24 protein-coding genes are annotated in these 25,610 nt (G+C 68.3%); 12 read left to right on the top strand and 12 right to left on the bottom strand.

Translation table 11 applies throughout. The features are described 5' to 3' along the window. Positions 1-104: 104 nt before the first annotated feature. Positions 105-1,727, bottom strand: coding sequence for an NAD(P)/FAD-dependent oxidoreductase (locus F3J18_RS10935; RefSeq protein ID WP_166912821.1), 1,623 nt, complete (start codon positions 1,725-1,727; stop codon positions 105-107). Between the two features lie 564 nt (positions 1,728-2,291). On the opposite strand from F3J18_RS10935, the gene F3J18_RS10940 reads away from it, so the two are divergent. Continuing rightward, the gene (locus F3J18_RS10940; protein WP_166912822.1) at positions 2,292-2,744 is read left to right on the top strand and encodes a GNAT family N-acetyltransferase; all 453 of its coding nucleotides are present in this window, start codon (positions 2,292-2,294) and stop codon (positions 2,742-2,744) included. A 2-nt stretch (positions 2,745-2,746) separates the two neighbouring features. Here the strand turns inward: F3J18_RS10940 and F3J18_RS10945 are convergent, their stop codons facing one another. From F3J18_RS10945 to F3J18_RS10975, 7 genes are all read right to left on the bottom strand, one after another. Then, a complete protein-coding gene (locus tag F3J18_RS10945) occupies positions 2,747-4,099 on the bottom strand; it encodes a cytosine permease (RefSeq protein WP_166912823.1) in 1,353 nt (450 codons plus the stop codon). Positions 4,100-4,324: 225 nt separating this feature from the next. Continuing rightward, positions 4,325-5,320: a biotin-dependent carboxyltransferase family protein gene (locus tag F3J18_RS10950; protein ID WP_166912824.1), complete on the bottom strand. Its 996-nt coding sequence runs from the start codon at positions 5,318-5,320 to the stop codon at positions 4,325-4,327. Next, on the bottom strand, positions 5,310-6,185 hold the full coding sequence (locus F3J18_RS10955) for an allophanate hydrolase subunit 1 (RefSeq protein ID WP_166912825.1): 876 nt from the start codon (positions 6,183-6,185) through the stop codon (positions 5,310-5,312). The genes F3J18_RS10950 and F3J18_RS10955 overlap by 11 nt, the downstream gene beginning before the upstream one ends. Continuing rightward, positions 6,182-7,633, bottom strand: coding sequence for an acetyl-CoA carboxylase biotin carboxylase subunit (locus F3J18_RS10960; RefSeq protein WP_166912838.1), 1,452 nt, complete (start codon positions 7,631-7,633; stop codon positions 6,182-6,184). The genes F3J18_RS10955 and F3J18_RS10960 overlap by 4 nt, the downstream gene beginning before the upstream one ends. Positions 7,634-7,638: 5 nt before the next feature. Further along, positions 7,639-7,881, bottom strand: coding sequence for an acetyl-CoA carboxylase (locus F3J18_RS10965; protein ID WP_166912826.1), 243 nt, complete (start codon positions 7,879-7,881; stop codon positions 7,639-7,641). A 35-nt stretch (positions 7,882-7,916) separates the two neighbouring features. Next, positions 7,917-8,696 (bottom strand): 5-oxoprolinase subunit PxpA, encoded by a 780-nt coding sequence (locus tag F3J18_RS10970; RefSeq protein WP_025101677.1) that lies wholly within the window; start codon positions 8,694-8,696, stop codon positions 7,917-7,919. Positions 8,697-8,823: 127 nt separating this feature from the next. Beyond that, positions 8,824-8,967: a hypothetical protein gene (locus F3J18_RS10975; RefSeq protein ID WP_166912827.1), complete on the bottom strand. Its 144-nt coding sequence runs from the start codon at positions 8,965-8,967 to the stop codon at positions 8,824-8,826. Between F3J18_RS10975 and F3J18_RS10980 the strand changes: the two genes are divergently transcribed. Beyond that, positions 8,966-9,883: a LysR family transcriptional regulator gene (locus F3J18_RS10980; protein WP_166912828.1), complete on the top strand. Its 918-nt coding sequence runs from the start codon at positions 8,966-8,968 to the stop codon at positions 9,881-9,883. The two genes, F3J18_RS10975 and F3J18_RS10980, sit on opposite strands and share 2 nt — an antisense overlap. Before the next feature lie 77 nt (positions 9,884-9,960). Here F3J18_RS10980 and F3J18_RS10985 read toward each other — a convergent pair whose 3' ends face one another. Next, a complete protein-coding gene (locus tag F3J18_RS10985) occupies positions 9,961-10,521 on the bottom strand; it encodes a GNAT family N-acetyltransferase (RefSeq protein WP_205195391.1) in 561 nt (186 codons plus the stop codon). Between the two features lie 105 nt (positions 10,522-10,626). Here F3J18_RS10985 and F3J18_RS10990 point away from each other — a divergent pair, with 105 nt between their 5' ends. Then, entirely contained in the window at positions 10,627-11,592 is a 966-nt protein-coding gene (locus tag F3J18_RS10990; RefSeq protein WP_240154491.1) for a LysR family transcriptional regulator, read from the top strand. Positions 11,593-11,714: 122 nt separating this feature from the next. Continuing rightward, the gene (locus F3J18_RS10995) at positions 11,715-12,209 is read left to right on the top strand and encodes a GNAT family N-acetyltransferase (protein WP_166912830.1); all 495 of its coding nucleotides are present in this window, start codon (positions 11,715-11,717) and stop codon (positions 12,207-12,209) included. Positions 12,210-12,240: 31 nt separating this feature from the next. On the opposite strand, the gene F3J18_RS11000 is transcribed toward F3J18_RS10995, so the two are convergent. Next, positions 12,241-13,533 (bottom strand): NAD(P)/FAD-dependent oxidoreductase, encoded by a 1,293-nt coding sequence (locus F3J18_RS11000; protein ID WP_166912831.1) that lies wholly within the window; start codon positions 13,531-13,533, stop codon positions 12,241-12,243. Between the two features lie 137 nt (positions 13,534-13,670). Here F3J18_RS11000 and F3J18_RS11005 point away from each other — a divergent pair, with 137 nt between their 5' ends. Then, complete coding sequence (locus F3J18_RS11005; protein WP_025101683.1) at positions 13,671-14,342, top strand: TetR/AcrR family transcriptional regulator; 672 nt, start codon at positions 13,671-13,673, stop codon at positions 14,340-14,342. A 48-nt stretch (positions 14,343-14,390) separates the two neighbouring features. Here F3J18_RS11005 and F3J18_RS11010 read toward each other — a convergent pair whose 3' ends face one another. Beyond that, positions 14,391-15,365: a response regulator transcription factor gene (locus F3J18_RS11010; protein WP_205194112.1), complete on the bottom strand. Its 975-nt coding sequence runs from the start codon at positions 15,363-15,365 to the stop codon at positions 14,391-14,393. Beyond that, positions 15,358-18,906: an ATP-binding protein gene (locus F3J18_RS11015; RefSeq protein WP_166912840.1), complete on the bottom strand. Its 3,549-nt coding sequence runs from the start codon at positions 18,904-18,906 to the stop codon at positions 15,358-15,360. The genes F3J18_RS11010 and F3J18_RS11015 overlap by 8 nt, the downstream gene beginning before the upstream one ends. 187 nt (positions 18,907-19,093) lie before the next feature. Between F3J18_RS11015 and urtA the strand changes: the two genes are divergently transcribed. The 7 genes from urtA to F3J18_RS11050 form a co-directional block, all read left to right on the top strand. Further along, complete coding sequence (gene urtA / locus F3J18_RS11020; protein ID WP_025101687.1) at positions 19,094-20,362, top strand: urea ABC transporter substrate-binding protein; 1,269 nt, start codon at positions 19,094-19,096, stop codon at positions 20,360-20,362. Between the two features lie 99 nt (positions 20,363-20,461). Next, the gene (gene urtB, locus F3J18_RS11025; RefSeq protein ID WP_025101688.1) at positions 20,462-21,379 is read left to right on the top strand and encodes an urea ABC transporter permease subunit UrtB; all 918 of its coding nucleotides are present in this window, start codon (positions 20,462-20,464) and stop codon (positions 21,377-21,379) included. A gap of 63 nt (positions 21,380-21,442) precedes the next feature. Further along, the gene (gene urtC / locus F3J18_RS11030) at positions 21,443-22,633 is read left to right on the top strand and encodes an urea ABC transporter permease subunit UrtC (protein WP_166912832.1); all 1,191 of its coding nucleotides are present in this window, start codon (positions 21,443-21,445) and stop codon (positions 22,631-22,633) included. 2 nt (positions 22,634-22,635) lie between these two features. Beyond that, a complete protein-coding gene (urtD, locus tag F3J18_RS11035) occupies positions 22,636-23,379 on the top strand; it encodes an urea ABC transporter ATP-binding protein UrtD (protein WP_025101690.1) in 744 nt (247 codons plus the stop codon). Positions 23,380-23,409: 30 nt separating this feature from the next. After that, positions 23,410-24,099 carry an urea ABC transporter ATP-binding subunit UrtE gene (gene urtE, locus F3J18_RS11040; RefSeq protein WP_166912833.1) on the top strand — a complete coding sequence of 230 codons (690 nt, stop codon included), beginning with the start codon at positions 23,410-23,412 and terminating at the stop codon, positions 24,097-24,099. A 67-nt stretch (positions 24,100-24,166) separates the two neighbouring features. Next, positions 24,167-25,405: a formamidase gene (gene fmdA / locus F3J18_RS11045; protein ID WP_166912834.1), complete on the top strand. Its 1,239-nt coding sequence runs from the start codon at positions 24,167-24,169 to the stop codon at positions 25,403-25,405. Between the two features lie 16 nt (positions 25,406-25,421). Continuing rightward, on the top strand, positions 25,422-25,610 hold a 189-nt coding region (locus F3J18_RS11050; protein ID WP_166912835.1), incomplete at its 3' end, for a zinc ribbon domain-containing protein.

Here is a 25,610-nt window from a genome sequence, read left to right on the forward strand (position 1 = left end):
CTCTACGAAGAGCGTTTTGCCCGGCTATCCGTGTGATGCTCAACCCGCCTCGAACACGAAAATTCTGACAGGCCCACAGCCCCTGATTCGCCGCCCCCGCCAAATCAAGACGCACCTGCCCCCGTGATGCTCAAGGCCACCGCCTGCGCCACCTCGATCCCGTCGATCGCCGCCGAGTAAATCCCGCCCGCATAACCCGCACCTTCCCCCGCCGGATACAGCCCCTCGACATTCATGCTCTGGTAATCATCCTTGCGCCGCACGCGAATCGGCGACGAGGTGCGCGTCTCCACGCCGGTCAACACGGCATCGTGCATGGCGAATCCGGCAATCTTCTTGTCGATCTGCGGCAGCGCCTCGCGAATCGCCTCGATCACATAATCCGGCAGCGCGGTGCTGAGGTCGGTCGGGCGCACGCCCGGCTTGTACGACGGCACCACCGAGCCCAGCGAGGTGGATGGCCGGCCGGCGATGAAATCCCCGACCAACTGCCCCGGCGCGTGATAATCGCCGCCGCCCAGCTCGAACGCGCGCTCTTCCCACTTGCGCTGGAACGCGATGCCGGCCATCGGCCCGCCCGGATAATCTTCCGGCGTGATCCCGACCACGATGCCCGCATTCGCATTGCGCTCGGCGCGCGAGTACTGGCTCATGCCGTTGGTCACCACGCGGCCGGGCTCGGAGGTGGCCGCCACCACCGTGCCGCCGGGGCACATGCAGAAGCTGTAGACGGCGCGCCCGTTGCTGCAGTGATGCACCACCTTGTAATCGGCCGCGCCCAGCAGCTTGTGGCCCGCGAACTTGCCGAAGCGGCTGCGATCGATCAGCCCTTGCGGATGCTCGATCCGGAAACCCAGCGAGAACGGCTTCGACTCGATGAACACGCCGCGATCGTGCAGCATCTGGAAGGTGTCGCGCGCGCTGTGGCCCACGGCCAGCACCACGTGATCGCAGCGCAGCGTCTCGCCGTTCGAGAGCTTGAGCGCGCGCACCTTGCCCTGCTCGATCTCGATGTCGTCGACACGCGTTTCGAAGCGCACCTCGCCGCCGAGTTCGTGGATGGTCGCGCGCATCTTCTCCACCATGCTGACCAGGCGGAAGGTGCCGATATGCGGCCGGCTCAGGTACAGGATGTCTTCCGGCGCGCCGGCCTTGACGAACTCGTCCAGCACCTTGCGGCCATAGTGATGCGGATCCTTGATCTGGCTGTACAGCTTGCCGTCCGAGAACGTGCCGGCGCCGCCTTCGCCGAACTGCACGTTGGATTCCGGATGCAGCACGCTCTTGCGCCACAGGCCGAAGGTGTCCTTGGTGCGCTCGCGCACGGCCTTGCCGCGTTCGAGGATGATGGGGCGGAATCCCATCTGGGCCAGCAGCAGCCCGGCGAACAGGCCGCAGGGGCCCATGCCGATCACCACCGGGCGCAAGGCCGTGCCGTGTTCCGGTGCCTTGGCGACGAAGTGGTAGCGCATGTCCGGCGTCGGGCCGCAATTCGGCTTGCCGGCGATGCGCTCGAGCGCCGCCGCCTCGTCCTTCACCTCGAGATCGACGATATAGGTCAGCTTGACGTCGGCGCGCTTGCGGGCATCGTGCGCGCGGCGGAACACCGTGTAGCGCAGCGGCTCGTCCACGGCCACGCCGAGTTCGGCCAGGCGCGCGCGAATCGCGTCATCGAGATCGCTCTCGGCATGATTGAGGGGCAGTTTGACTTCGCTTAGCCGTAACATGAGTACTCGAATGCGGTCGCCACGCAGCCGTGGCGATGTTGTGACGTATGTGGGCCGGCATGCCGGTGGCGGCTGGGTTCGCCATCCTGGCATCGGGGATGCAAGGCATTCATCGCCGGAAAAACGGTACGCGGGGCTGCACACTGACCAGGCCGGGCGGCTCGGGGCGCCGTCTCGAGGCGCCTGTCGCCGAGGAGTTTTCCTGCTCCGGGGCGATCCGGCCGCGAAAAACGCTCCGGATCCACCCCGGCGGCGCCGACGGCTGGTTGGTGCGAAAGCCGCGCCATGCGGGCATCGCCGCCCTTATCGTTAGGCTGGCCAGCATGGAAGGTCGCTATTATAAATGCCGCGCGGGCGTCCGGCTGTCGGACGGCGGCGGGAGCGCATCAGGGCGGGTGACGCCCGGCTCCCGGGCCCCCGCATCGATCACCTCGGCACCTGTCCCCATCCATCCCCGAGCACCCCAAGCACCCCAAGCACCCCAAGCACCCCAAGCACCCCAAGCACCCCAAGCACCCCAAGCACCCCAAGCACCCCAAGCACCCCAAGCACCCCAAGCACCCCATGCATCCGACTCCCCGCCCAGCCACACCAGCCGATCGCCAGGCCATCGAGGCAATCGTCCAGCAGGCCTACTCGCCCTACATCGCACGAATGGGCAGGCCACCCGGCCCGATGCTGGACGATTACGCGGCCCTGATCGACGCCGGCCGGGTCCGTGTCGTCGAGACGAACGGCGCCGTCCAGGGCCTGCTGGTGCTGATCCCCGAAGCGGAGGCGATGCTGCTGCACAACGTGGCCGTCGCTTCTGCCGCGAGGGGAACCGGGCTCGGGCATCACCTGCTGGAATACGCCGAGCAGGCGGCCAGGGCGTCAGGCTACCGCGTCATCCGTCTCTACACGAACGAGACCATGACGGAGAACATCGCGCGCTACACGCGCATCGGCTACGTCGAGACGCACCGCGAGCCGGACGGCATGAAGCGCGTCTTCATGAGCAAGCCGCTCACGGCCTGAACTCAGCCGCGCACGAACCAGGTCCGTTTCGCCGAGCCGAGCATGCCGCGATAGACGATCCAGGACACCGCGAAGCTCGCCGGCGCCGACAGCGACTGCGCGGTGCCCGTCATGTTCATCAGCACGAGGCCGGCGAAGGCCCCCGCGAGCCACGCGCTCAAGCCGCCCGGATTGAAGGCCGGGACATGCGAATCGCGATACTCGATGGTCTCGCCGACCAGTTCGTCGTAACGGGTCGACAGGATATGCGCGAGCGCGACACCCACCCAGGCGACCACGAAGATGCCCTGGTAGGCGAGTGCCTGGAGGATCTTCGAGAACACGTCGGCCATCATCAGCGCATAGACCACGGCACCGACCACCAGCGCCCACACGAATTTCGGCGCGCGCAGCCCGGCCAGCTTGCCGAAGAAGGCCTGCATGTTGATGGCGGCGAGGTAGTAGTTCGCCGTGTTGATGCGCGATTGCGTCACCCACACGAACAGCAGCCCCCAGATGCCCATCAGCTTGAGCAGGGCCAGCACCACCGAGACTTCCGACAAGGTGCCGAGCCCCGGCGTGGTGCTGACCAGGTAGATGCCCACCGCGCCGTTCAGCAGGAAGGTGACCAGGTAGAACGGCATGCCGAAGTTGAAGCGGCCGTGATAGACGGCGTCCTTGCGGCGTCCGAAGCGGGCATAGTCGAAGGTGAACATCATCAGCACCCAGACGCCCATGTAGTACACGAAGCAGTTCCACCAGCCGTTGGCGGGCACCGCGCCCTTGGGCCCGAAATCGAGCCAGGCGGCGTTGTAGCCGTATTCGTGCGTGGTCAGCACCACGGCCGCCAGCAGTCCGAACAGATAGAAGGGCAGCAGCACGCCGTTGAACTTGTCGAGCCAGTGCTGCACGCTGCCGAACACCAGGGGCACGCTGTAGGCCACCACGATCAGCGCGGCCCATCGGTAGTCGAGCACGGGAAACAGCGTATGGGCCGCCACGGCGATCACCGAACCCTCGAACACCGCGTAGTAGATGGCGGTCGCGAAGAAGATCAGGGTGGCGAGCGCGGCGCCCGAACTGCCGAACAGCACGCGCGAGAACAGCGCGACCGACAGCCCGGTGCGCACGGCATACCGGCTGATCACCGAGTTGACCAGGCCATAGGCCACCACCGACAAGGCCATCCCGATCAGCGCGTTGCGCGCGCCATAACCGAGCGCCAGGGTTGCGCCCACGACGATATAGAACACCGCGCTGCACACGGCCCACCAGGCCATGGTGAGCGAGAAAGCCGGCATGCGGGCCTGCTCCGGAATCGCGGCGATCGATAGATCGAGATCGCCCGCGGCGGCTTCCTGCTTCAGATTGGCCATCGAACTGCTCCTCAATACACAAGGGATATGGAAATGGCCGCGTCGCGAGCCAGGGAGGCGATCGGCCGCGACGTTGCCGGAACGACGTGCAGGACTTGCCGCGCGCGCCTCGAACGAGCGCAACGCTTCGCGCGCGATGCTGGACATCGCGCGAACGATCGGGAAACGGGGGGACGAGGGCGGCCGCGAGCAGGGCGATCTGCCCGTCGCGGCCGCGTCGTCGTGCTATCGCAGCAGCACGTCGCGCAGGCGGGCCAGCCGCAGTTGCGCGTCGCGCCGGGCGGCCAGCGCCTGGGACATCGTCACGGAAACGAAACGCGCCTGGTGGTTCGGCTGCATCTGGCCGATCAGGTCGAGGTCGGCGCTGATCACCGTGCCGATGGTCGCGTAGCCGCCGCCGGACACGGCGTCGCGATGCAGGATGATCGGCTCGAGGCCGGCGGGCACCTGGATCGAGCCGATCGGATAACAGGCGTCGACGATGTTCGACGGATCGGCGCCGGCGCCGAACGGCTGCTCGCGCGGCCGGAAGCCGAGCGGGCGGCCCTGCTTGTAGCGATAGCCGATGCGGTCGGCCTCGGGGGCGACGGTCCAGGTGTCCTCGAAGAAGGTCCGGGCCGATTCGTCGGTGAGCCGGTGGTGATAGAGGCCCGGCAGCACGCGCAGCGCCACCTCGCGAGCCAGCGGCGTGCGCAGGCGCTCGGGCAGCGCGGTGCCTTCGCGCGCCGGCCCGCGATCGCGGCCGATGGCGAGCTGGTCGCCCTTCTGCAGGCGCCGCCCCTGGTGGCCACCGAAGGCCCCCAGCGCATAGGTCGAGCGGCTGCCGAGCACCACCGGCACATCGATGCCGCCGGCCACGGCCAGGCAGGCGCGCGCGCCGCCCTTCACGTATTCGAAGCTCAGCGTGCTGCCCGCCTTGATGCGCAGCGCCACATTGCAGGCCTGGAGCACGCCGTCGATCTTCGGCTGCATGTCGGCGCCGGTCACGGCGATCAGCGCCTCGGCATGGAACAGCAGTTGCGGGCCGAGCAGGGTGCATTCGAGCGCCGCGGCGCTTTCGTGGTTGCCGACCAGCAGGTTGGCGGCGCGCAGCGCGTATTGGTCGAGCGCGCCGGAAGGCGGGATGCCGACGCGGTAATAACCGGGCCGGCCGGTATCCTGCACCGAGGTGGCGAGCCCGGGCTTGACGACCTCGATGGCGGGACGGGAATCAGTCGGCATGGAGCACCTCGACCAATGAACGGTTGTACGCGTCCTGATCGCGCAGGAAGGATTCGAGCGAGAAGTTCACCTCGCGCACGCGCAGCGAGAAGCTGCCCGCTTCCACGGCCGCCACGGCCGCGTCGTAGGCGGCGCGGTCGATCGGCTTGAACTTGACGATATCGCCGGGGCGGAAGAACACCATGAAGTCGCGCAGGTAGTCGAGCCGCTGCTCGGGATCGAAGATCGGCGCCGGGGTGACGCCGAACATCTGGTAGCCGCCCGCGCCGCGCACCGAGTAGATGCAACCGAAGCAGCCGCCATGGCCGACCGTCAGCTTCGGCGTGTCGGTCCTCGGCCGCACGTACTTGGGCACCTGCAACTGGCGCTCGCGCTCGACCATCTGGAACATGAAGGGCAGGCCCGCCACGAAACCCACCATCGACACGAACCAGGGCGAACCGGAATGCGCGGCGATGAATTCATCGACATCGCGCTTGCCGTTGATCCGGGCCGCGTATTCCAGGTCGGTCGAATCCGGGTCCTGGTGGCGCTCGCGAAAGCGCATCAGCGTCTCGTGGGTCCAGGGGTCGTTGTACAGCACCGGGATCTCGATGATGCGGGTGGCGATCTCCAGTTGCGCATCGCCGGTTTCCGCCTCGATCTGCTTGAGCAGGGCCAGCAGCGCCTCGGGATCGACGATGTCCGGATCGTAGCGAACCTGGTAGGAGGCATTGGCCGGGCAGATGTCGACGATGCCGGGCACCGCGCGCCGTTGCAGCTCGCGCGTGATCGCGGTGCCCTTGAAGAAGGCGTCGAGCGACATGTCCTCGCTGATCTCGACGAAGATGAATTCGTCGCCGCCGAAGGTGTAGCGCGTGGTCATGCGGCCTCCTCGCGAGGCCCGGCAGCAGCGGCGAGCCGCTCGCGCCAGGCCGGGATCCAGGCTTCCAGGAAATTCGTGTGATAGCGCCCGGCGCGCACGTCGGGGTCGGCCAGCAGGGCGCGATGCAGTTGCGCGGTGGTCTTCACGCCGCCGACATGCAGCTCCGCGAGCGCGCGCTCGAGCCTCGCCAGCGCGGCCGGCCGGCTTTCGTCGGCGACGATCAGCTTGGCCAGCAGCGAGTCGTAGAACGGCGGCACCGTGTAGCCCTGGAACAGCATCGAGTCGATGCGCACGCCGGGGCCGGTCGGCCAGGCGAGTTCGTCGATGCGGCCCGGGCTCGGGCGGAAGTCCTGCACCGGATCTTCCGCGTTGATCCGGCATTCGATCGCCGCGCCGCGCGCCACGATCTGGTCCTGGCTCAGGCGCAGGGGCTCGCCGTCGGCGATGCGCAGCGTTTCGCGCAGGAGGTCGACGCCGGTGATCGCCTCGGTGACCGGGTGCTCGACCTGGATGCGCGTGTTCATCTCGATGAAATAGAACTCGCCGCGCGTCTCGTCGAACAGGTATTCGAGCGTGCCCGCGCTGCGATAGGCGACCTGGCGCGCGAGCCGCGTGGCCGAGGCGCACAGCGCCTGGCGCAGTTCCGGCGTGAGCGAGGGCGAGGGCGCCTCCTCCATGATCTTCTGGCGGCGCCGCTGCAGCGAGCATTCGCGCTCGAACAGATGCACCACCTCGCGGCCGTCGCCGAGCACCTGCACCTCGATATGGCGGGCCTGCGCGATGAAGCGCTCCAGGTACACGCCGCCGTTGCCGAAGGCCGCCTGCGCCTCGCGCTGCGCCAGCGGCAGCTCGGCGTCGAGCTGGGCCGCGTCGTGCGCGACGCGGATGCCGCGACCGCCGCCGCCGGCCGCGGCCTTGATCATGATCGGATAAGCGATTTTCGCGGCGATCCCGCGTGCCTCGTCGAGCGACAGCACCACGCCGTTGCTGCCCGGCACGGTCGGCACGCCGGCGCGCTGCGCGGTTTCACGGGCCTTGGCCTTGTCGCCCATGGTGGCGATCACGGCCGGCGAGGGGCCGACGAAGATCAGCCCGGCTGCCTCGACCTGGGCCGCGAAGTCCGCGTTCTCCGACAAAAAGCCGTAGCCGGGATGGATCGCGTCGGCGCCGCATTGTTGCGCGGCGGCGAGGATGGCCGCCGGATTCAGGTAGCTCTTGGCCGCGTGCGAGGAACCGATGGGGATCGCCTCGTCGGCCAGGCGCGCGGCCAGGCTGTCGCGATCGGCATCGCTGACCACCGCCACGGCGCGCATGCCGAGTTCGTGTGCCGCGCGGATCACGCGCACGGCGATCTCGCCGCGATTGGCGACCAGCACGGTGCGAATCCGCTTCGGTCGATAGAAGGCCGCGCCGGCGGCGCTGTCGTGGGGCGTGTTCGACGGATTCATCATGCTCAGGCCTCGATGCGCATCAGGACCTGGCCGGCATCGACCGGCTCGCCGTCCTCGGCCAGGATTTCCGCGATGCGGCCCGCCGCGCCCGCCTCGACGTCGTTGAACTGCTTCATCACCTCGACCAGTCCCACTACCGTGTCGCCGTCGACCTGCGTGCCGACCTCGACATAAGGCGCGGCGTCCGGCGAGGCGCGCCGATAGAAGGTGCCGGGCAGGGGGCTGACGATCTCGTGTTGTGCCATCTGGGTAGTCCTCATCGATATTCGGGGCGCGCGGTTCAGCGCGCGACGGGGTAGCTCGGCGCCGCCACCCGGATGTCGTGCGCCGTGAGCGCCGCGCGCGTGGCCTCGACCAGTTGCAGCGCGCCGGGCGTGTCGCTGTGGATGCAGACCGAGTCGAAGTCGATCTCGATGTCCTCGCCGTCGACCGTCGCGACGCGCCCCTCGACGCAGGCGCGCAGCACCTTGGCGGCCACCTGCATGGGGTCGAGCCGGCCTACCCGGCGCGTGAAGACGATCGAGCCGCTGCGGTCGTAGTCGCGATCGGCGTAGAACTCGCGCACCACCGGCTGGCCGAGTTCGCGGGCGATCCGGTAGGTCACCGAGGCTTCCATGCAATACAACAGCAGGGTCGGGTCGAGCCGCTGCAGCGTCTCCACCAGCAGGCGCGACAGGTTCTCGTCGCGCGCGGCCAGCATGTAGAGCGCGCCGTGAGGCTTGACGTGCTGCACGCTCACGTCGTGCAGGCGCGCGAATTCACGCAGCGCGCCGAGCTGGAACACGATGTCGTTGACCAGCGTCTGCGGCGTCTCGGTGAGCGTGCGGCGGCCGAAGCCGACCAGGTCGCGAAAGCCCGGATGTGCGCCCACGCCGACGCCCGCCTGGCGGGCGAGCTGCACGGTGCGCGCCATGATGTTGGGGTCGCCGGCGTGGAAGCCGGTGGCGATATTGGCCGAGCTGATGAGCGGCATGATCTCCTCGTCGACGCCATCGCCGACGGTCCATACCCCAAAGCCTTCCCCCATGTCGGAGTTCAGGTCGACGCGGTGTTTCTTCATGCTGGCGTTCTCCTCGATGCGGGGCGCGGACGCGGCCGGCAAGCCGCGTTCACCCCATCGAGAAGCACAGTAGCCGCTGGCCGCCGGTCAAAATAGTTCTATTTTTATATGGCACCGTATCTGTTTTTCAGATGGGGCGGCCGCCGCCGGAATGCGTGAAAGTCGGCGCTGAGCCGGTCGCCAGGGGCGTATCGACCGCCTCGCGCCCGATGGATTTTGGTGGGAATAAGATATCGGCTATCTCGATATCGATTTTTCGGATGATTGCCATGGCCTTGACGCTGCGCCAGCTGAAGTATTTCGTCGCGACCGCCGAACTCGGCCAGATCTCCCAGGCGGCGATTCAACTGACGATTTCGCAGTCGGCGGTCACCAACGCGATCAAGGAACTGGAGGACAGCCTCGGCACCCAGCTCTTCATGCGCACCGCGACGGGCGTGACCCTCACCACCACGGGGCGCCGCTTCCTCAACCAGGCCTACACGATCCTCGCCTCGGTCGACGAGGCGATGCGCATCCCGAACCTGGAAAGCACGCTGAGCGGCACGCTCACGCTGGCCGCCAGCTACACGGTGCTCGGTTATTTCCTGCCGCATCACCTGCAGCGCATGAGCACCCTGTATCCGCGCCTGAACATCCAGCTGCACGAGCTCAATCGCGAGTCGATCGAGGAAGGCCTGATCACCGATCGCTACGACATGGCCGTGCTGCTGACCTCCAACGTCGCGAATCCGGAGCTGATGCTCGAGCCGGTGATTCATTCGCCGCGGCGTCTCTGGCTGTGCGCGCAGCATCCGCTGCTCAAGCGCGAGAACGTCACGCTGGCCGACGTGGCGGCCGAACCCTTCGTGATGCTGACCGTCGACGAGGCCGCCTACACGGCCCTGCGCTACTGGAACGAAACGCCGTACCGGCCGAACGTGAAGCTGCGCACCTCCTCGGTCGAGGCGGTGCGCAGCATGGTGGCCAACGGCAGCGGCGTGGCGATCCTGTCGGACATGGTGTATCGGCCCTGGTCGCTGGAGGGGCGGCGCATCGAGACCATGCAGCTGCGCGATCCGGTGCCGCCGATGAGCGTGGGGCTCGCCTGGCGCCGCAACGCCGAACCGAGCCCGGCGATGCTGGCCGTGCGCGAGTATTTCCGGCACACCTTCATGGAGCCGCGCCCGTTGACGGGCGGCGCCTGAGACGGGGGAGGGCGGTGTTCCGGCGCTGCCATGGCCGCTCGCGTCGCCGTCGTCCGGGAAGCAGCGGGAGCGCGCGTTTATCCGGCCGAGTAACGGTAATGGCGATAACCGTCCGCCTCGTGGGTGAACGCGAAGCCGGCGGTTTCATACAGTTGCCGGGCGGGGTTGTCGGCCTTCACGCCGAGCACCAGCTCGAGCGGGCCGTGCGAGCGGGCGTCCTCGATATAGGCGTCGAGCAGCTTGCGCGCGATACCGCGGCGCCGATGCGCCTCGACGACATGGATCGAGGCAAGCACAGCCTGCTCGCCGTGGCGTTCCCAGAAGCAATAGCCGATCGGCGTGCCCTGCTGCTCAGCCACATACATGAAGGGCAGACCCCGGATCCACTGGCGCAGATGCGCGCCCATGGCCCGGCGCCAGCCGGCTTCCTGTTCGGGTTCGATGGCCAGGATGTAGGCCAGCTCGCCTTCGTAAAGCAATGGCAGGTCGTCCACGCGCGCGCGGCGAATCGAGTAGGGCGGCGTGCCGGGGCTGTCTGGTTCGTGGCTGTCGATGGGATGGAGATTCATGAGGTTCGAAATGGGTCGGTGGATGCCGATGCGTGATTGAACCTGAATTCGGGGCAGGAAAACAATCATCCCGATGTGCTTGGGTCAAGTCGCTCGGCGGCGTCGCCGAGCGCCATCTGGCGAGCGCCGCCAATGCTGTGCATACTGCATCTCTCGTCTCGAAAAATGCATGTCATGCACGACGCTCTCCGCCGTCTCGACCTGAACCTGCTGCTCGTGCTCGACGCGCTGCACCGCCATCGCAGCGTGGCGGCGGCCGCCGACGAACTGGCCCTGAGCGCCTCGGCCTGCAGCCACGCGTTGTCGCGCCTGCGCACGCGCTTCAACGACGAGCTGTTCGTGCGCTACGGCAGCGCGATGCAGCCCACGGCCCTGGCCGACCAGATCGCGCCGGCCGTCTCCGACGCGCTGCGCCTGCTGTCGGACCACCTCGGCGCGGCCGGCCCGTTCGTGCCCGCCAGCAGCACCCAGGTGTTCACGCTGGCGGCCACCGATTTCACGGCCTTCGCGGTACTGCCGGGCCTGATGGCCCGCCTGCAGGCGCAGGCGCCCGAGCTGCGGGTGAACGTCGTGTATTCGAGCCATCGCGATGCCCTGGAGGATCTCGCTGCCGGCCGCGCGCATTTCGCGCTCGGATTCTCCGACGAGGAAGGGCCTTCCGGCGAGGGCGTCGAGTCCTTCGCCTGCTACACCGACGACTATGTGGTCGTCGCGCGCCAGCCGCATCCGCGCATCGCGGGTTCGCTCCCGCTCGACACCTACCTGGCGGAGAAACACGTGGCGGTGCTGCCCTGGGCGAGTTCGGGCAGCATCATCGATGCGGTGCTGGCGCGCGGCGGACATCGGCGCCAGGTCGCCGTCTGCCTGCCGAGCGTGCTGGCCGCGCCCTTCATCGTCGCGAACACGGAGCTGCTGCTCACCTTGCCGCGTCGCGCGGCCGAGGCCTTGAGCCGGGCCACGCCGCTGGCGCTGTTCCCGACGCCGTTCGCGAGCCCCGACTACACCCTGCGCGTGTATTTCCACGCCCGTCATGCCGGCACGCCCGCGCATGCCTGGATGCGCGAGCAACTGCGGCAGGCGCTGGAGGCGGCGAATCCCCCGCTGCCCGCGAACCCACGGAAAAAGCGGCGCGGAACCTGAGGCTCGGCCGAGCGGCAAACTGCATGGCATACAGTCGCCCATGAAGAAGTTTCAGCGCGCGGTTCGCCACGGCGCCCTATGATCGCGTGCTTGGAATCGATTGGATTGGACAGGTACCCGGGATGAACCACGAACTCCACCTGCGCGAGGCGCTGCCGACCGACGTGGATCGCTGCTACGCGATCGAGATCTCGGCCTACGAGGGCGACGAGGCGGCCACGCGCGAGAAGATCGCCACGCGCATCGCGCAATATCCGCGGGGATTTCTCGTCCTGGAGCGCGAGGGCCGCGTGATCGGCTTCATCAATTCGGGCTGTGCCCACCAGGTGGTGATGTCGGACGAGGCCTTCAAGGAACTGGTCGGGCACGACGCCGAGGCGCCCAACGTGGTGATCATGTCGGTGGTGCTGGACCCCGCCGAACAGGGCAAGGGCTATGCGAAGCTGCTGATGGACAGCTTCGTGGCGCGCATGCGGGCGATGGACAAGGCCACCATCCACCTGATGTGCAAGGACCGCCACGTCGAGCTGTATCGCAAGCTCGGTTACCAGTACGTGAAGCCTTCGGAATCGGACCATGGCGGCATGGCCTGGCACGAGATGGTGATGCCGCTCTGAGCCGCGCCCGCGCGCGCCAGGCTCGTGACGCCTAGGTCATCCGGATCGTGGGCCGCACGCAGCCGTTCAGGCGCTCGGCGCTCCATAGCAGGGCCGACTTCCTCAGGCCGTGCAGCGCGTATTGATGCTGGCGATACAGCATCGCGTGACTCAGTTGTGCGAAACGTCCCTTGATGAAGCCGCCGCGGAAGAAGCCGAACTGCCCGAGCGTGCCGAAGGCGTTGTAGTCGCTGATCGACACCAGCGCGCCGAGATCCTGGAAGTGGAACTCGGGCAGGGGCTTGCCCTCGAGCCAGGCGGGCAGGTGCCTGGCCAGGAAGCGCGCCTGCTGCGTCGCCACCTGGGCGGTGGGCGGCAGCGGGCGCTCCCGGCCGGCCGGTGTGTAGCTCGCGCAATCGCCGAGCGCGAAGATGTGCTCGTCGTCCACGCTCTGCAAGGTCGGCCCGATCGCGACCTGGTTGGAGCGATTGACCTCGATGCCGGCCAGCTGGCCGAGGAAGGTCGGTGCCTTCACGCCGGCCGACCAGACCATGATGTCGGCCGGCTGGCTGCCGCCGTCGGCGAGCTGCAGGCCATCGGGCCCGGCCGCCGTCACGCGTGTTCCGGTGTGCACCTCGAAGCCGATCTGGCGCAGTTGCGCCTCGCTCGATTTCGACACGGTTTCCGGAAACGCCGCGAGGATGCGCGGCCCGCTTTCATACAAGGACAGCTTGAGCCGCTCGCGTATCGCCGGGTCGCCGTAGCTGCTCGCCACCTCGAGCAGGTGGCTCAATTCCGCGGCCAGTTCCACTCCTGTCGCGCCGGCACCGACGATCGACACGCGCAGGTCGCGGTTCATCACCACGCTCTGGAAGATGCGCACGCGCAGCGCCTCGTTGAAGGCCTCGGCCTCGACCTGGTTGTCGATGAAATGGCAATGGCTGGTCACGCCCGGCGTGCCGAAATCGTTGGCGCGGCTGCCCACCGCGAGAAGCAGCACGTCGTAGCCGATCCGGCGCGGCCCGATCAGGGTCTCGCCGGCCGAGGTCTCGATCGCGGCCAGGTCGATCTCGCGCGTGGCGCGATCGATGCCGACCATCTCGCCGGGCTGGTAGGTGAAGCCGTGTTCGCGCGCATGCGCGAGGAAGATCACCTGCTGCTGCTGGATCTCGCGCGTGCCGGCGGCGATCGTGTGCAGCATCGGTTTCCAGATATGCGTGGGGCTCTTGTCGATCAGGGTCACGTCGGCGCCCTGCTTGCGCCCGAGCGTGTCGCCCAGGCGCGTGGCCAGCAACAGGCCCGCAATGCCGCCGCCCACGACGACGATTCTCGGTCGGTGTTTCATCGCGATTTATTCATCATGTGTTGAATTCGACGGACGATGGTAAGGGCAGGCCTTGTTCGCTGTCAATGCGAGGGGGGCTGCCGGGTAGGAGGCAAGGGTTAAACTTCGTCATTTCCCGGTTTGCCGATCTCGACCCGATGAAGTCCCCGAACGATTCCCTGGATGCCGCCGCGACGGCCACCCAACGACGCCGCGCGCGCGGCCGGCCCGCCGCCAGCGACGCGGGCGGTGCCGACGTGCTGCTGCGCAATGCGCGCGCGGCCTTCGCCAAGGGCGGCTACCACGCCACCAGCGCGCGCGAGATCGCACGCATCTCCGGCGTCGACGCGGCGCTGGTCGGCCATCATTTCGGCTCGAAGGAAACGCTGTGGGCGGCCGTGGTCGAGCAGATCGCCGACGAAGTGGCGCCGATGATCGAGCGCATCCGCGCGTTGCACGAGATGCCGGAGCTGTCGCCGCGCCAGCGCGTGGAGCAGGCGATGGCGTTTTTCATCGACCAGGTATTCGCCATGCCCGATGTCGGCATGTTCTTCTCGACGGCCGCCACCGAGCACGGCGAGCGGCTCGATTTCCTGATCGATCGCCTGGTGCGCCCGGTTCACGACGTGTTCCTGCCGCTGATCTCACGCGCCATGAAGGCCGGCGAGATGCCCGCGCGCGACCCCGAGATCCTGTTCTCGATGATCGCCAACGGCGTCAGCAAGACCGTCTCCTACAGCCACGTGCTGGCTGCGTTCTCGTCCCTGCCGGCGCGGCCGGCCGCCTTCAAGCGCGAAGTGCTGGCAACCGCGATCGCGATGCTCGGCTAGGCCGCCGTCGCACGCGCACCGCCGAGCCCGTGCCGCGAGCCCCCCGCCTCATGCGCGTCCCACCGCCTTCACCGCCAGCGCCGCGGCGGCCGAGCGCGTCTCCACGTGCAGCTTGCGGAACAGGTGCTCGAGGTGCTTGTTGACGGTGCGCGGCGCCATGTCGAGGATGTCGCCGATATCGCGATTGGTCTTGCCGCGCGAGACCCACAGCAGCACCTCGGCCTCGCGCGTGGTCAGCCCGAAGCGTTCGAGCAGGGCCGCCACCTGGGCGCCGTCGTCCCAGGCTTCCAGCACGATCACCCATTCGCCCTGCTCGCGCGTGCCGCTCACGCGCGCCGAGCGGCGCACGCCGCCGTCGGCGGTCTCATGCACGGCATCCTCGGGGCAGCCCTGTTCCAGCCATTGCGCGAACCAGCGCGCCAGCGGCGGCGGCAGTTTCGCGCGCGCCACCGACAGGCCCGCCTCGCGCCCGAGCGGGTCGTAGCCGGCCAGCCGCGGCGCGGCCTGCGGGCTCTGCCAGCGGATCGCCGCCGCGCCGTCGACGATCACCGCCGCGCGCGCGTCGAGCCCGAGCACCGTGTCGGCGTAACGCTGCGCGCGCGAGCGCTGCACATGGGCGGCGATGCGCGCGCAGACTTCCTCGGGGCGCACCGGCTTGGTCACGTAGTCGATGCCGCCCACGCGAAAGCCCTGCACCACGTGCTCGCTCTCGGCCAGCGCCGTCATGAAGATCACCGGCAGGTGCTCGTGGCGCCGGTCGAGCTTGAGGCGCCGGCAGGTCTCGAAGCCGTCGAGCCCCGGCATCATCGCGTCGAGCAGCACCACGTCGGGCGTGACGCGCGCCAGGCACTTCAGCGCGTCGTCGCCGCTGAGCGCCACCAGCACCGCGTAACCGTCGGCGCGCAGCGTGTCGGACAGCAGGGCGAGGTTGTCGGGCGTGTCGTCGACGATCAGCACCACGGGCCGGTTGCCGAGCACGCCGGGCAGCGCGGCATCGGGGAGCGGGCGCGCGGCTTCAGTCATCGGCGCCGAGCGGGAGACGGTCAAGCTCATGCTCGAAATCCTTCAGTTGGAACAGCTCGGCGCGCTCGCGCAGCGCGGCCAGCGCCGGGGCGAGACCAGGCCGGCGCGCGACGGCCGCGTCGAGCGCCTCGATCAGGCCTTGCACGTAGCCGACGTCGAGCAGGGTTTTCAGTTGCGCGTGAATCGCGCGGGGCAGGGGCGGCGGCGCGACCGCGAAGGCGGGTTCCTCGGCCGCCGCGGGCGAACCGCTCGTGATCGATGACGCGGCCGCCGCCGTCATCGCATGGCCGCCGGCTGCCGCGCGCTCGATGCGCGTGGCCGTCGACGCCGCGGCGCTCGCTTGCGCCGGCCCCTCGTCCTTCATCACCCATTCGAGTTCGAGCAGGGCCGCCAGCTTGTCGAGCAGCACCGGCACCTGCACGGGCTTGACGAGGTAGTCGTCGCAGCCGATCGCGATCGCGCGCTCGCGATCGTCGGCGAAGGCATTGGCCGACAGCAGCATGATCGGCGCGGCCGAGATGCGCCGCTCGCGGATCAGCCGGCTGGTCTCGTAGCCGTCCATGGCGGGCATCGAGATGTCCATCAGGATCGCGTCGGCGGCCTGCGTGCCGAGCCAGCGCAGCGCGTCGATGCCGCTGCCGGCCTCGACGATCCCGAAGCCGAGCGGCGCGAGCATCTGCGTGACGATCGCGCGCTGGTCGGGCAGGTCGTCGACGATCAGCAGGGTGCGCCGCGGCCCGCGATAACCGCCGATATCGGCCAGCTCGGTGCGCGCGGGCGCGGCGCTGCGCACCGCCGGCGCGAACACCTTGACCACGAAGCGCGTGCCGCGTCCCGGCTCGCTGTCCACCTCCAGGCTGCCACCGAGCGCATGCGTGAGCAGCTTGCAGATGGTCAGGCCCAGCCCCGCGCCGTGATCGTGCGCGCTGGCCGTGGTGCCGCGCTCGAAGGGCAGGAACAGCCGCTCCATCTCCTCGGGCGCGATGCCGGGGCCGGTGTCGACCACCTCGAAGGTCAGCGTGTCGAGCGCGTGGCCCACGCGCAGCGTCACGCCGCCCGCCTGCGTGAAGCGGATCGCGTTGCCGATCAGGTTGGTGAGGATCTGGCTCAGGCACTTCTGGTCGGTCTTGACGGTGGGCGGCAGCCAGCCGGCCGGCTGCACCGCGAACTCGAGCGCCTTCTCGACCGCCTGCGGGCGCAGCATCGAATTCATCTGCGCGAGGAAGTCGGGCAGCGAGATCGGCGCGATGTTCAGCTGCAGCTTGCCGGCCTCGATGCGCGCCACGTCGAGCAGCCCGTCGACCAGCGCGAGCAGGTGCTCGCCGCTGCGGTGGATGGTGCGGATCGCGTTGAGCCGCGCGCTGGGGATCTCCTCGCGCGCCTGCAGCAGCAGTTGCGCGTAGCCGAGGATGCTGTTGAGCGGCGTGCGCAGCTCGTGGCTCAAGCCCGTCACGTAGCGGCTCTTGGCGCTGTTGGCGGCTTCCGCCGCGGCCCGCGCGCGCTTGAGCGCGGCGTCGGTCTTCTGGTGCGCCTCGATCTCGTGCATCAGCAGCTCGGTCTGGCGCTGCGATTCCTCCTGCGTGACGCGCCGGTTCTCGCGCTCCAGCACCAGCCACCAGGCGGCGATGCCGCCGATCAGCGCGAGCGCGACGAACACCTTCACATAGGCGTTGGCGAGTTCGCGCCAGGCGGGCGAGCCCGGCGTGGCCAGCGAATCGGCGCTCTGCGACCAGATCAGGTAGAGCACCGTGGCCAGCAGCAGCGAGATCGCCAGCAGCAGGCTCAGGTAGTGGGCCAGGCGCAGCCCGGTGGCGCCGAGCCGCGCGTTCGGGAACAGGCGGTGCAGCACCCGGTCGAGCTGCGCGCCGAGCCGCGCATGCGGCTTGCAGCGATCGTGGCAGCGCGAATCGAGCGAGCAGCACAGCGAGCAGATGGTGCCGCCGTAGGCGGGGCAGTGGGCCGTGTCCTCGTGCTCGAAGTCGTTCTCGCAGATCGCGCAGCGGCGCAGGCCGCCGGGCGGCCCCGGTTCGGCCTGGCGCGCCAGGTAGTAGCGCCCGCGCGTGGCGATCGCGATCGCCGGCGCGCTCACGAAGGCCACGCCCAGCGCGATGAAGGGCGACATGGCGCGCGCCAGCTCGCCGAACGCGCCGCCGTGCGCGAGCATCGCCACCACGGTGGCGATCGTCATCGCGCCCACCCCGACCGGGTTGATGTCGTACAGGTGGGCGCGCTTGAACTCGATGTCGCGCGGGCTGTAGCCGAGCGGCTTGTTGACCACCAGGTCCGCGAACAGCGCGCCCACCCAGGCGATCGCCACGTTGGCGTACATCGACAGCACCTTGCCGATCGCCTCGAACACGCCCATCTCCACCAGCAGCAGCGCGATCAGCACGTTGAACACCAGCCACACCACGCGCCCCGGATGGCTGTGGGTGAGCCGCGCGAAGAAGTTCGACCAGGCCAGCGACCCCGCGTAGGCATTGGTTACGTTGATCTTCAACTGGGAGACGATCACGAACAGCACGGCGGCCGGCACCGCCCAGGACGCCAGCCCCAGCGGGTCGAGCAGCAGGTGGTAGGCGAGCAGGTACATCTGGGTGGGCTGCGCGGCCTGGGTGGCGTCGATCTCGTGCTGGATCGCGATGAAGGCGAGGAAGGCGCCGCCCAGCATCTTCAGCGCGCCCGGCACGATCCAGCCGGGCCCGGCGCTGAGCAATGCGATCCACCAGCGCCGCCGGTTGCGCGCGGTGAGCGGCGGCAGGAAGCGCAGGTAGTCGACCTGCTCGCCGACCTGCACGATCAGCGCGAACACCACGGTGGCGGCCTGGCCGAAGGCGATCGCGCTGAACGCGCGGCCCTCGGGCGCGAAGCCGGCGAAGGTGGTCCATTCGCGCAGCAGCCCGGGGTGGTGCCAGAGCACCGCGCCGTAGGGCAGCACGAACAGCACCAGCCACAGCGGCTGGGTCCAGCTCTGCAGCCGGTTGATCAGCGTGATGCCGAACATCACGATCGGGATCACCACCAGCGAGCTGATCACGTAGGCCAGGCCGATCGAGATCGGGAACACCAGCTGCAGCGCGAGCGACATGATGGCCGCTTCCAGCGCGAAGAAGATGAAGGTGAAGCTCGCGTAGAGCAGGGAGGTGACGGTCGAGCCGATATAGCCGAAGCCGGCGCCGCGCGTGAGCAGGTCCATGTCGACGCCGTGGCGCGCCGCGTAGTAGCTGATCGGCAGGCTGGTCAGCCAGATCAGCAGCGACACCGCCGCGATCGCGCAGACCGCGTTGGTGAAGCCGTAGTCGATCACCAGGCTGCCGCCGATCGCCTCCAGCACCAGGAACGAGACCGCGCCGATCGCGGTGTTCGCGACCCGGAATTCCGACCAGCGGCGAAACGAGCTGGGCGTGTAGCGCAGCGCGTAGTCCTCCAGCGTCTCGTCGCCGACCCAGGCGTTGTAGTCGCGGCGCACCTTGACGATGCGCTGCGTGATCGGTCGGAGATCGGGCCCCGCGGCGGGCTCGGGGGCGACGGACTGGTGCATCGGAGCCATGTCGGGTGATCCAGGTTGGTGCGCGGATGGCGGGCGGGATGCGTCACGCAAGTTACATTCCAGGCGCGCCTCGGGATATACGTCAATCGACGTATTCCGGTGCTTTATTTGGCTTCCTACATTCCGCTCCACACGCCGGCCACCTGCTCCGGCGGACCGAACCGACAAGGAGAACGGGATGTCCATGGACGATCGACACGATGACGAAGCCCCCTCGGCGCTGCGCCGGCGCCTGATCGGCAGCCTCGCGGCCGCCCCGCTGATGGCGCTGGGCCTGCCGCGCGCGGCCAGCGCGCAAACCCCGCCGACCGCCAAGGTCAACACCACCAAGCTGGCCGTCACCGACACCACCGTGACGGTCGGCCAGTTGCACTCGGCCACCGGCACCATGGCGATCTCCGAGACGGGCTCGATCCAGGCCGAGCGCCTGGCGATCGAGCAGATCAACGCGATGGGCGGCGTGCTGGGCCGCAAGATCCAGATCATCCAGGAAGACGGTGCCTCGGACTGGCCGACCTTCGCGGAGAAATCCAAGAAGCTGCTGGAGAACGACCACGTGGCCGCCGTGTTCGGCTGCTGGACCTCGGCCTCGCGCAAGGCCGTGCTGCCGATCTTCGAGAAGGACAACGGCCTGCTGTACTACCCGACCTTCTACGAAGGCCTCGAGCAGTCGAAGAACGTGTTCTACACGGGCCAGGAAGCGACCCAGCAGATCCTCTGGGCGCTCGACTGGGCCTCCAACACCAAGAAGGCCAAGAGCTTCTTCCTGGTCGGCTCCGACTACATCTGGCCGCGCACCTCGAACAAGATCGCGCGCCGCCATATCGAGCAGCACCTGCATGCCAAGGTGGTCGGCGAGGAGTACTACCCGCTGGGCACCACCGACTTCTACTCGCTGATGAACAAGATCAAGCTGGCCCGGCCGGATTGCATCTTCACGACCGTGGTGGGCGGCTCGAACGTGGCCTTCTACAAGCAGTTGAAGGCGGCCGGCATCACGCCGCAGAAGCAGTTCCTGCTGACCCTGTCGGTCACCGAGGACGAGGTGCTCGGCATCGGCGGCGAGAACTTCGCGGGTTTCTATTCCTCGATGAAGTATTTCGAGTCGCTCACCAACGACAACAACAAGACCTTCGTGCAGGCCTTCAAGGCGCGCTACGGCCAGAAGGCCGTGATCGGCGACGTCACCCAGGCCGCCTACCTCGGGCCCTGGATCTGGAAGGCCGCCTGCGAGCGCGCCGGCAGCTTCGACGTCGACAAGGTGGTGGCCGCCTCGGCCGGCATCGAGCTGAAGAACGCGCCGCAGGGTTACGCCAAGGTCGACGCGAACCATCACCTCTGGAGCCGTTCGCTGATCGGCGAGGGGCAGGCCGACGGCCAGTTCAAGGTGGTGGCGCAATCCACCGACCCGATCCAGCCGAACCCGTTCCCGAAGGGCTACATGTAAGCGGCGCGGGCTACGCCGCCCGCGCCCGTCCCGCCATCGCGCCTTGCGCCTAGCCGACACGCGGCGGCCGCTTGCGGCCACCGCGCGAGGAGAAAACCGATGTCCGCCAACGACATTTTCAATATCACCCTGATGCAGGGTTTCGCCGGCCTGAGCCTGTTCAGCGTGCTGCTGCTGATGGGCCTGGGTCTCGCCGTGATCTTCGGCCAGATGGGCGTGATCAACATGGCCCACGGCGAGTTCATGACGATCGGCGCGTACACGGTCTACCTGTTCTCCTGGTTCGCGCAGAACGTCTGGCACGGCTTCACGCCGGTCTATTTCTTCGTGGCGATCGTGGCGGCCTTCTTCATCGCCTTCGCCGCGGGCTGGCTGGCCGAATGGGCGCTGATCCGCCATCTGTACCGGCGCCCGCTCGACACGCTGCTGGCCACCTGGGGCCTGAGCCTCGGCATGCAGCAGGTGTTCCGCTCCGCGTTCGGCCCGAAGGAGGTGAGCCCCGCGCTGCCCGACTGGCTGATGGGTTCCTGGGAGCCCGCGCAAGGGCTCGACATCCCCGTGAGCGGCATGTTCGTGATGGGCCTCGCGCTGATCATGACGGGCGGGCTGCTGCTGGCGCTGTACCGCTCGCGCTGGGGCCTGAGGGTGCGCGCCACGGTGGCGAACCGGCCGATGGCCAACGCCGCCGGCATCAATACGCGGCTCACCGACCGCATGACCTTCGCGATCGGCTGCGGGGTGGCCGGCGTGGCCGGCGCGGCCTTCACGGCGATCGGCTCGACCGGCCCCACCAGCGGCTCGCTCTACATCGTCGACTCGTTCCTGGTGGTGACCTTCGGCGGCGCGGCCAGCCTGCTGGGCACGGTGGCCTCGGCCTTCGGCATCGCGCAGATGCAGTCGATCAGCGAGTTCTTCCTGTCCGGCTCGACCGCGCGCGTGCTGACCCTGCTGACCGTGGTGATCATCCTGATGCTGCGCCCGCAAGGCCTGTTCGCCTCCAAGGTGCGCCGCGCCTGAGCGCGGGCGAGCCGCTTCACGACCCGTTCAACCGAATTCCGACTTCCCCACCGGAGAGCCATCATGGAACCCATCCAACCTGTCGCCGGCACCACCGGCGCCGCCACCGGCACCGCGGCGGCGCCCGCCGGCCGGGCCCGCCCCGGCGGCTGGCGCGCGCTGGCGCGCCGCGCCGACGCCTCCGGCTATGCCGGCATCGTGCTGCTGGCGATCCTGATCGTCGTGGTGTTTCCGCTCGCGCTCGACGCGTTTCGCCTGAACCTGATGGGCAAGTACCTGACCTATGCCTTCGTGGCGGTGGGCCTGGTGATCGCCTGGGGCTACGGCGGCGTGCTGAGCCTGGGGCAGGGCGTGTTCTTCGGCCTGGGCGGCTACGCCATGGCGATGTTCCTCAAGCTCGAATCGTCCGATCCGATCTCGACGAAGACCCAGACCACGCCGGGCATTCCCGACTTCATGGACTGGAACCAGCTGACCGCGCTGCCGGCCTGGTGGAAGCCCTTCCACTCGCTGCCGTTCTCGATCCTCGCGGTGCTGGTGGTGCCCACCCTGCTGGCCTTCGTGGTCGGCTTCGCGATGTTCAAGCGGCGCGTGGGCGGGGTCTATTTCGCGATCATCACGCAGGCGGTGGCGCTGATCCTCTCGGTGCTGATCATCGGCCAGCAGGGCTACACCGGCGGCGTGAACGGCATCACCGACCTGCGCACGCTGCTGGGCTGGAACATCCAGGGCAACTCGGCCAAGTACGTGCTGTATTTCGTCAACGCGGCGCTGCTGATCGGCGCGATGCTGGCCTGCCGCTGGATCCAGCGCGGCAAGGTGGGCACCTTGTTGCTGGCGATGCGCGACAAGGAGGACCGGGTGCGCTTCTCCGGCTACGACGTGGCGATGTTCAAGGTCTTCGCGTTCTGCGTGGCCGCCATGCTGGCGGCCATCGGCGGCGCGATGTTCACGCTGCAGGTCGGCTTCATGTCGCCGTCCTTCGTCGGCATCGTGCCCTCGATCGAGATGGTGATCTACGCGGCGGTAGGCGGGCGCATGTCGGTGGTGGGCGCGGTGGTCGGCACGATCCTGGTCAACCTCGGCAAGACCTGGTTCTCGGAGAGCTTCCCGAACCTGTGGCTGTACCTGATGGCCGCGATGTTCATCGGCGTGGTGATGGCCTTCCCGAACGGCCTGGCCGGCCTCTACGAGGCGCACCTGCGCGCGCGCCTGCGTCGCTGGCTCGGCGACACCACCCAGCGGGGGGCATGACCATGAGCAATACCGACTTCCTGCTGGCGGTGGAGGACCTGAGCGTGTCCTTCGACGGCTTCAAGGCGATCGATTCGCTGAACCTCTACCTGGAGCGCGGCGAGCTGCGCGTGGTGATCGGCCCGAACGGCGCCGGCAAGACCACCTTGCTCGACCTGATCTGCGGCAAGACCCGCGAGACCGGCGGCAGCATCAAGTTCCGCAACGAGGAGATCACCCAGCTCGCCGAGTACCGGCGCGTGCGCAAGGGCATCGGCCGCAAGTTCCAGACGCCCTCGATCTACGAGAACCTGTCGGTCTCGCAGAACCTCGAGGTGTCCTATCCGCGCGGACGCGGCGTGTTCGGCGCGCTGGCCTTCAGGCGCGACGCCGAGGTGAGCGACCGGGTGCTGGCGGTGGCCGAGGAGATCGGCCTGGCCGCCGCGCTCGACCTGGAGGCGGGGCTGCTCTCGCACGGCCAGAAGCAGTGGCTGGAGATCGGCATGCTGCTGATGCAGGACCCCGAACTATTGATGCTCGACGAGCCGATCGCCGGCATGAGCGTGAAGGAGCGCGAGATCACCGCCGAGCTGCTCGGGCGCATCTGCCAGCAGCGCTCGATGATCGTGATCGAGCACGACATGGCCTTCGTCGAGCGCATCGCGCACAAGGTCACCGTGATGCACCAGGGCAGGATCCTCGCCGAGGGGCCGATGGCCAAGGTGCAGGCCGACCCGCGCGTGATCGACGTCTATCTCGGCCACTGAATCTCGCCTACTGAACTGGAGGAACCCCGGATGCTCGAAGTCGACGATCTCGTCGTCAGTTACGGCCAGAGCGAGGTGCTGCACGGCATCGGCTTCTCGGTCGGCACGCGCGAAAGCGTGGCGGTGATGGGCCGCAACGGCATGGGCAAGACCACGCTGTTCAAGGCGCTGATCGGCATGCTGCCGGCCAGCCGCGGCAGCGTGAAGGTGGGCGGCGCCGACGTCTCCAGGGACGAGAGCTTCCGGCGCGTGGCGCGCGGCATCGGCTACGTGCCGCAGGGCCGGCAGATCTTCGCCTCGCTGACGGTGGAGGAGAACATCCGCACCGGCCTGGAGAACGCGAAATCGCAAACCGTGCCCGACGATCTCTACGCGCTGTTCCCGGTGCTGTTCGATATGCGCCGCCGCAAGGGCGGCAACCTCTCGGGCGGCCAGCAGCAGCAACTGGCGATCGCGCGGGCGCTGGCCACCGATCCCAAGGTGCTGCTGCTCGACGAGCCCACCGAGGGCATCCAGCCCTCGGTGATCAAGGACATCGCCAAGGCTCTGAACCAGATCCGCGCCACGCGCGACATCGCGATCGTGGTGTCCGAGCAGGTGCTGAGCTTCGCGCTGGAGGTGGCCGACCGACTGTTCGTGATCGAGGGCGGCCGTTTCGTCCACCAGAGCACGCGCGAGGCCGGCGACACCGACCGCATCCGCGAATACCTGTCCGTCTGAGGGCGCGCCGCCCGAGGCGCGCCATCCCCATTCATTGCCGCAATTGCCGAAGCGAGGAGCACACGAGATGACCGATACCCTGATCAAGGTCGACCTGGACCAGTCCGCCTACGAGAACGCCCAAGTCCACAACCGCTGGCACCCCGACATCCCGATGGCCTGCTGGGTCAAGCCCGGCGACGACTTCATCCTGGAGACCTACGACTGGACCGGCGGCTTCATCAAGAACGACGACAGCGCCGACGACGTGCGCGACATCGACCTGTCGATCGTGCACTTCCTGTCGGGACCGGTGGGCGTGAAGGGCGCCGAGCCGGGCGACCTGCTGGTGGTGGACCTGCTCGACATCGGCGCGAAGTCGGACAGCCAGTGGGGCTTCAACGGCTTCTTCTCGAAGACCAACGGCGGCGGTTTCCTGACCGAGCATTTCCCCTCGGCGCAGAAGTCGATCTGGGATTTCCACGGCATGTACACCAGCTCGCGCCATATCCCGGGCGTGAACTTCGCGGGCCTGATCCACCCGGGCCTGATCGGCTGCCTGCCCGATCCCAAGCTGCTGGAAACCTGGAACGCGCGCGAGACCAGCCTGATCGCCACCGACCCCGAGCGCGTGCCGCCGCTGGCCAATCCGCCGTTCGCGGCCACCGCGCACATGGGCAGCCTGAGCGGCGACGCCAAGGCCCGCGCCGCCGCCGAGGGCGCGCGCACCGTGCCGCCGCGCGAGCATGGCGGCAACTGCGATATCAAGGACCTGTCGCGCGGCTCGAAGGTGTTCTTCCCGGTCTACGTGGACGGCGCGGGCCTCTCGGTGGGCGACCTGCACTTCAGCCAGGGCGACGGCGAGATCACCTTCTGCGGCGCGATCGAGATGGCCGGCTGGGTCCACATGCGCGTGAACCTGATCAAGGGCGGCATGGCCAAGTATGGGATCCGCAACCCGGTGTTCCAGCCCAGCCCGATCACGCCGAACTACAACGACTACCTGATCTTCGAGGGCATCTCGGTGGACGAGACGGGCGGCCAGCACTACCTCGACGTGACGGTGGCCTATCGGCAGGCCTGCCTGAACGCGATCGAGTACCTGAAGAAGTTCGGCTACTCGGGCGCGCAGGCCTATTCGCTGCTCGGCTGCGCGCCGGTGCAGGGGCATATCAGCGGCGTGGTCGACATCCCGAACGCCTGCGCCACGCTCTGGCTGCCCACCCAGATCTTCGACTTCGACATCCGGCCGAACGCCGAAGGGCCGATCCGCCATGTGAAGGGCGAGGTCGACCTGCCGATCTCCTACGACCTCGTGAAGGCCTGAGGGCCGGGAGCGCGCGATGCCGATCTACGACTTCCATTGCGACACCTGCGGGCCCTTCGTGGCGCTGCGTTCGATCGCCGAGCGCGACCGGCCCGCGCCCTGTCCCGCGTGCGGGACCATCGCCGCGCGCCAGCTCACGGCGCCGTCGCTGGCGCTGATGTCGGGCGAGCGGCGCATCGCGCACGCCACCAACGAGCGCGCCGCG

This window comes from Burkholderia sp. Ax-1720 (assembly GCF_011753035.1).
GTDB lineage: Bacteria > Pseudomonadota > Gammaproteobacteria > Burkholderiales > Burkholderiaceae > Burkholderia > Burkholderia gladioli.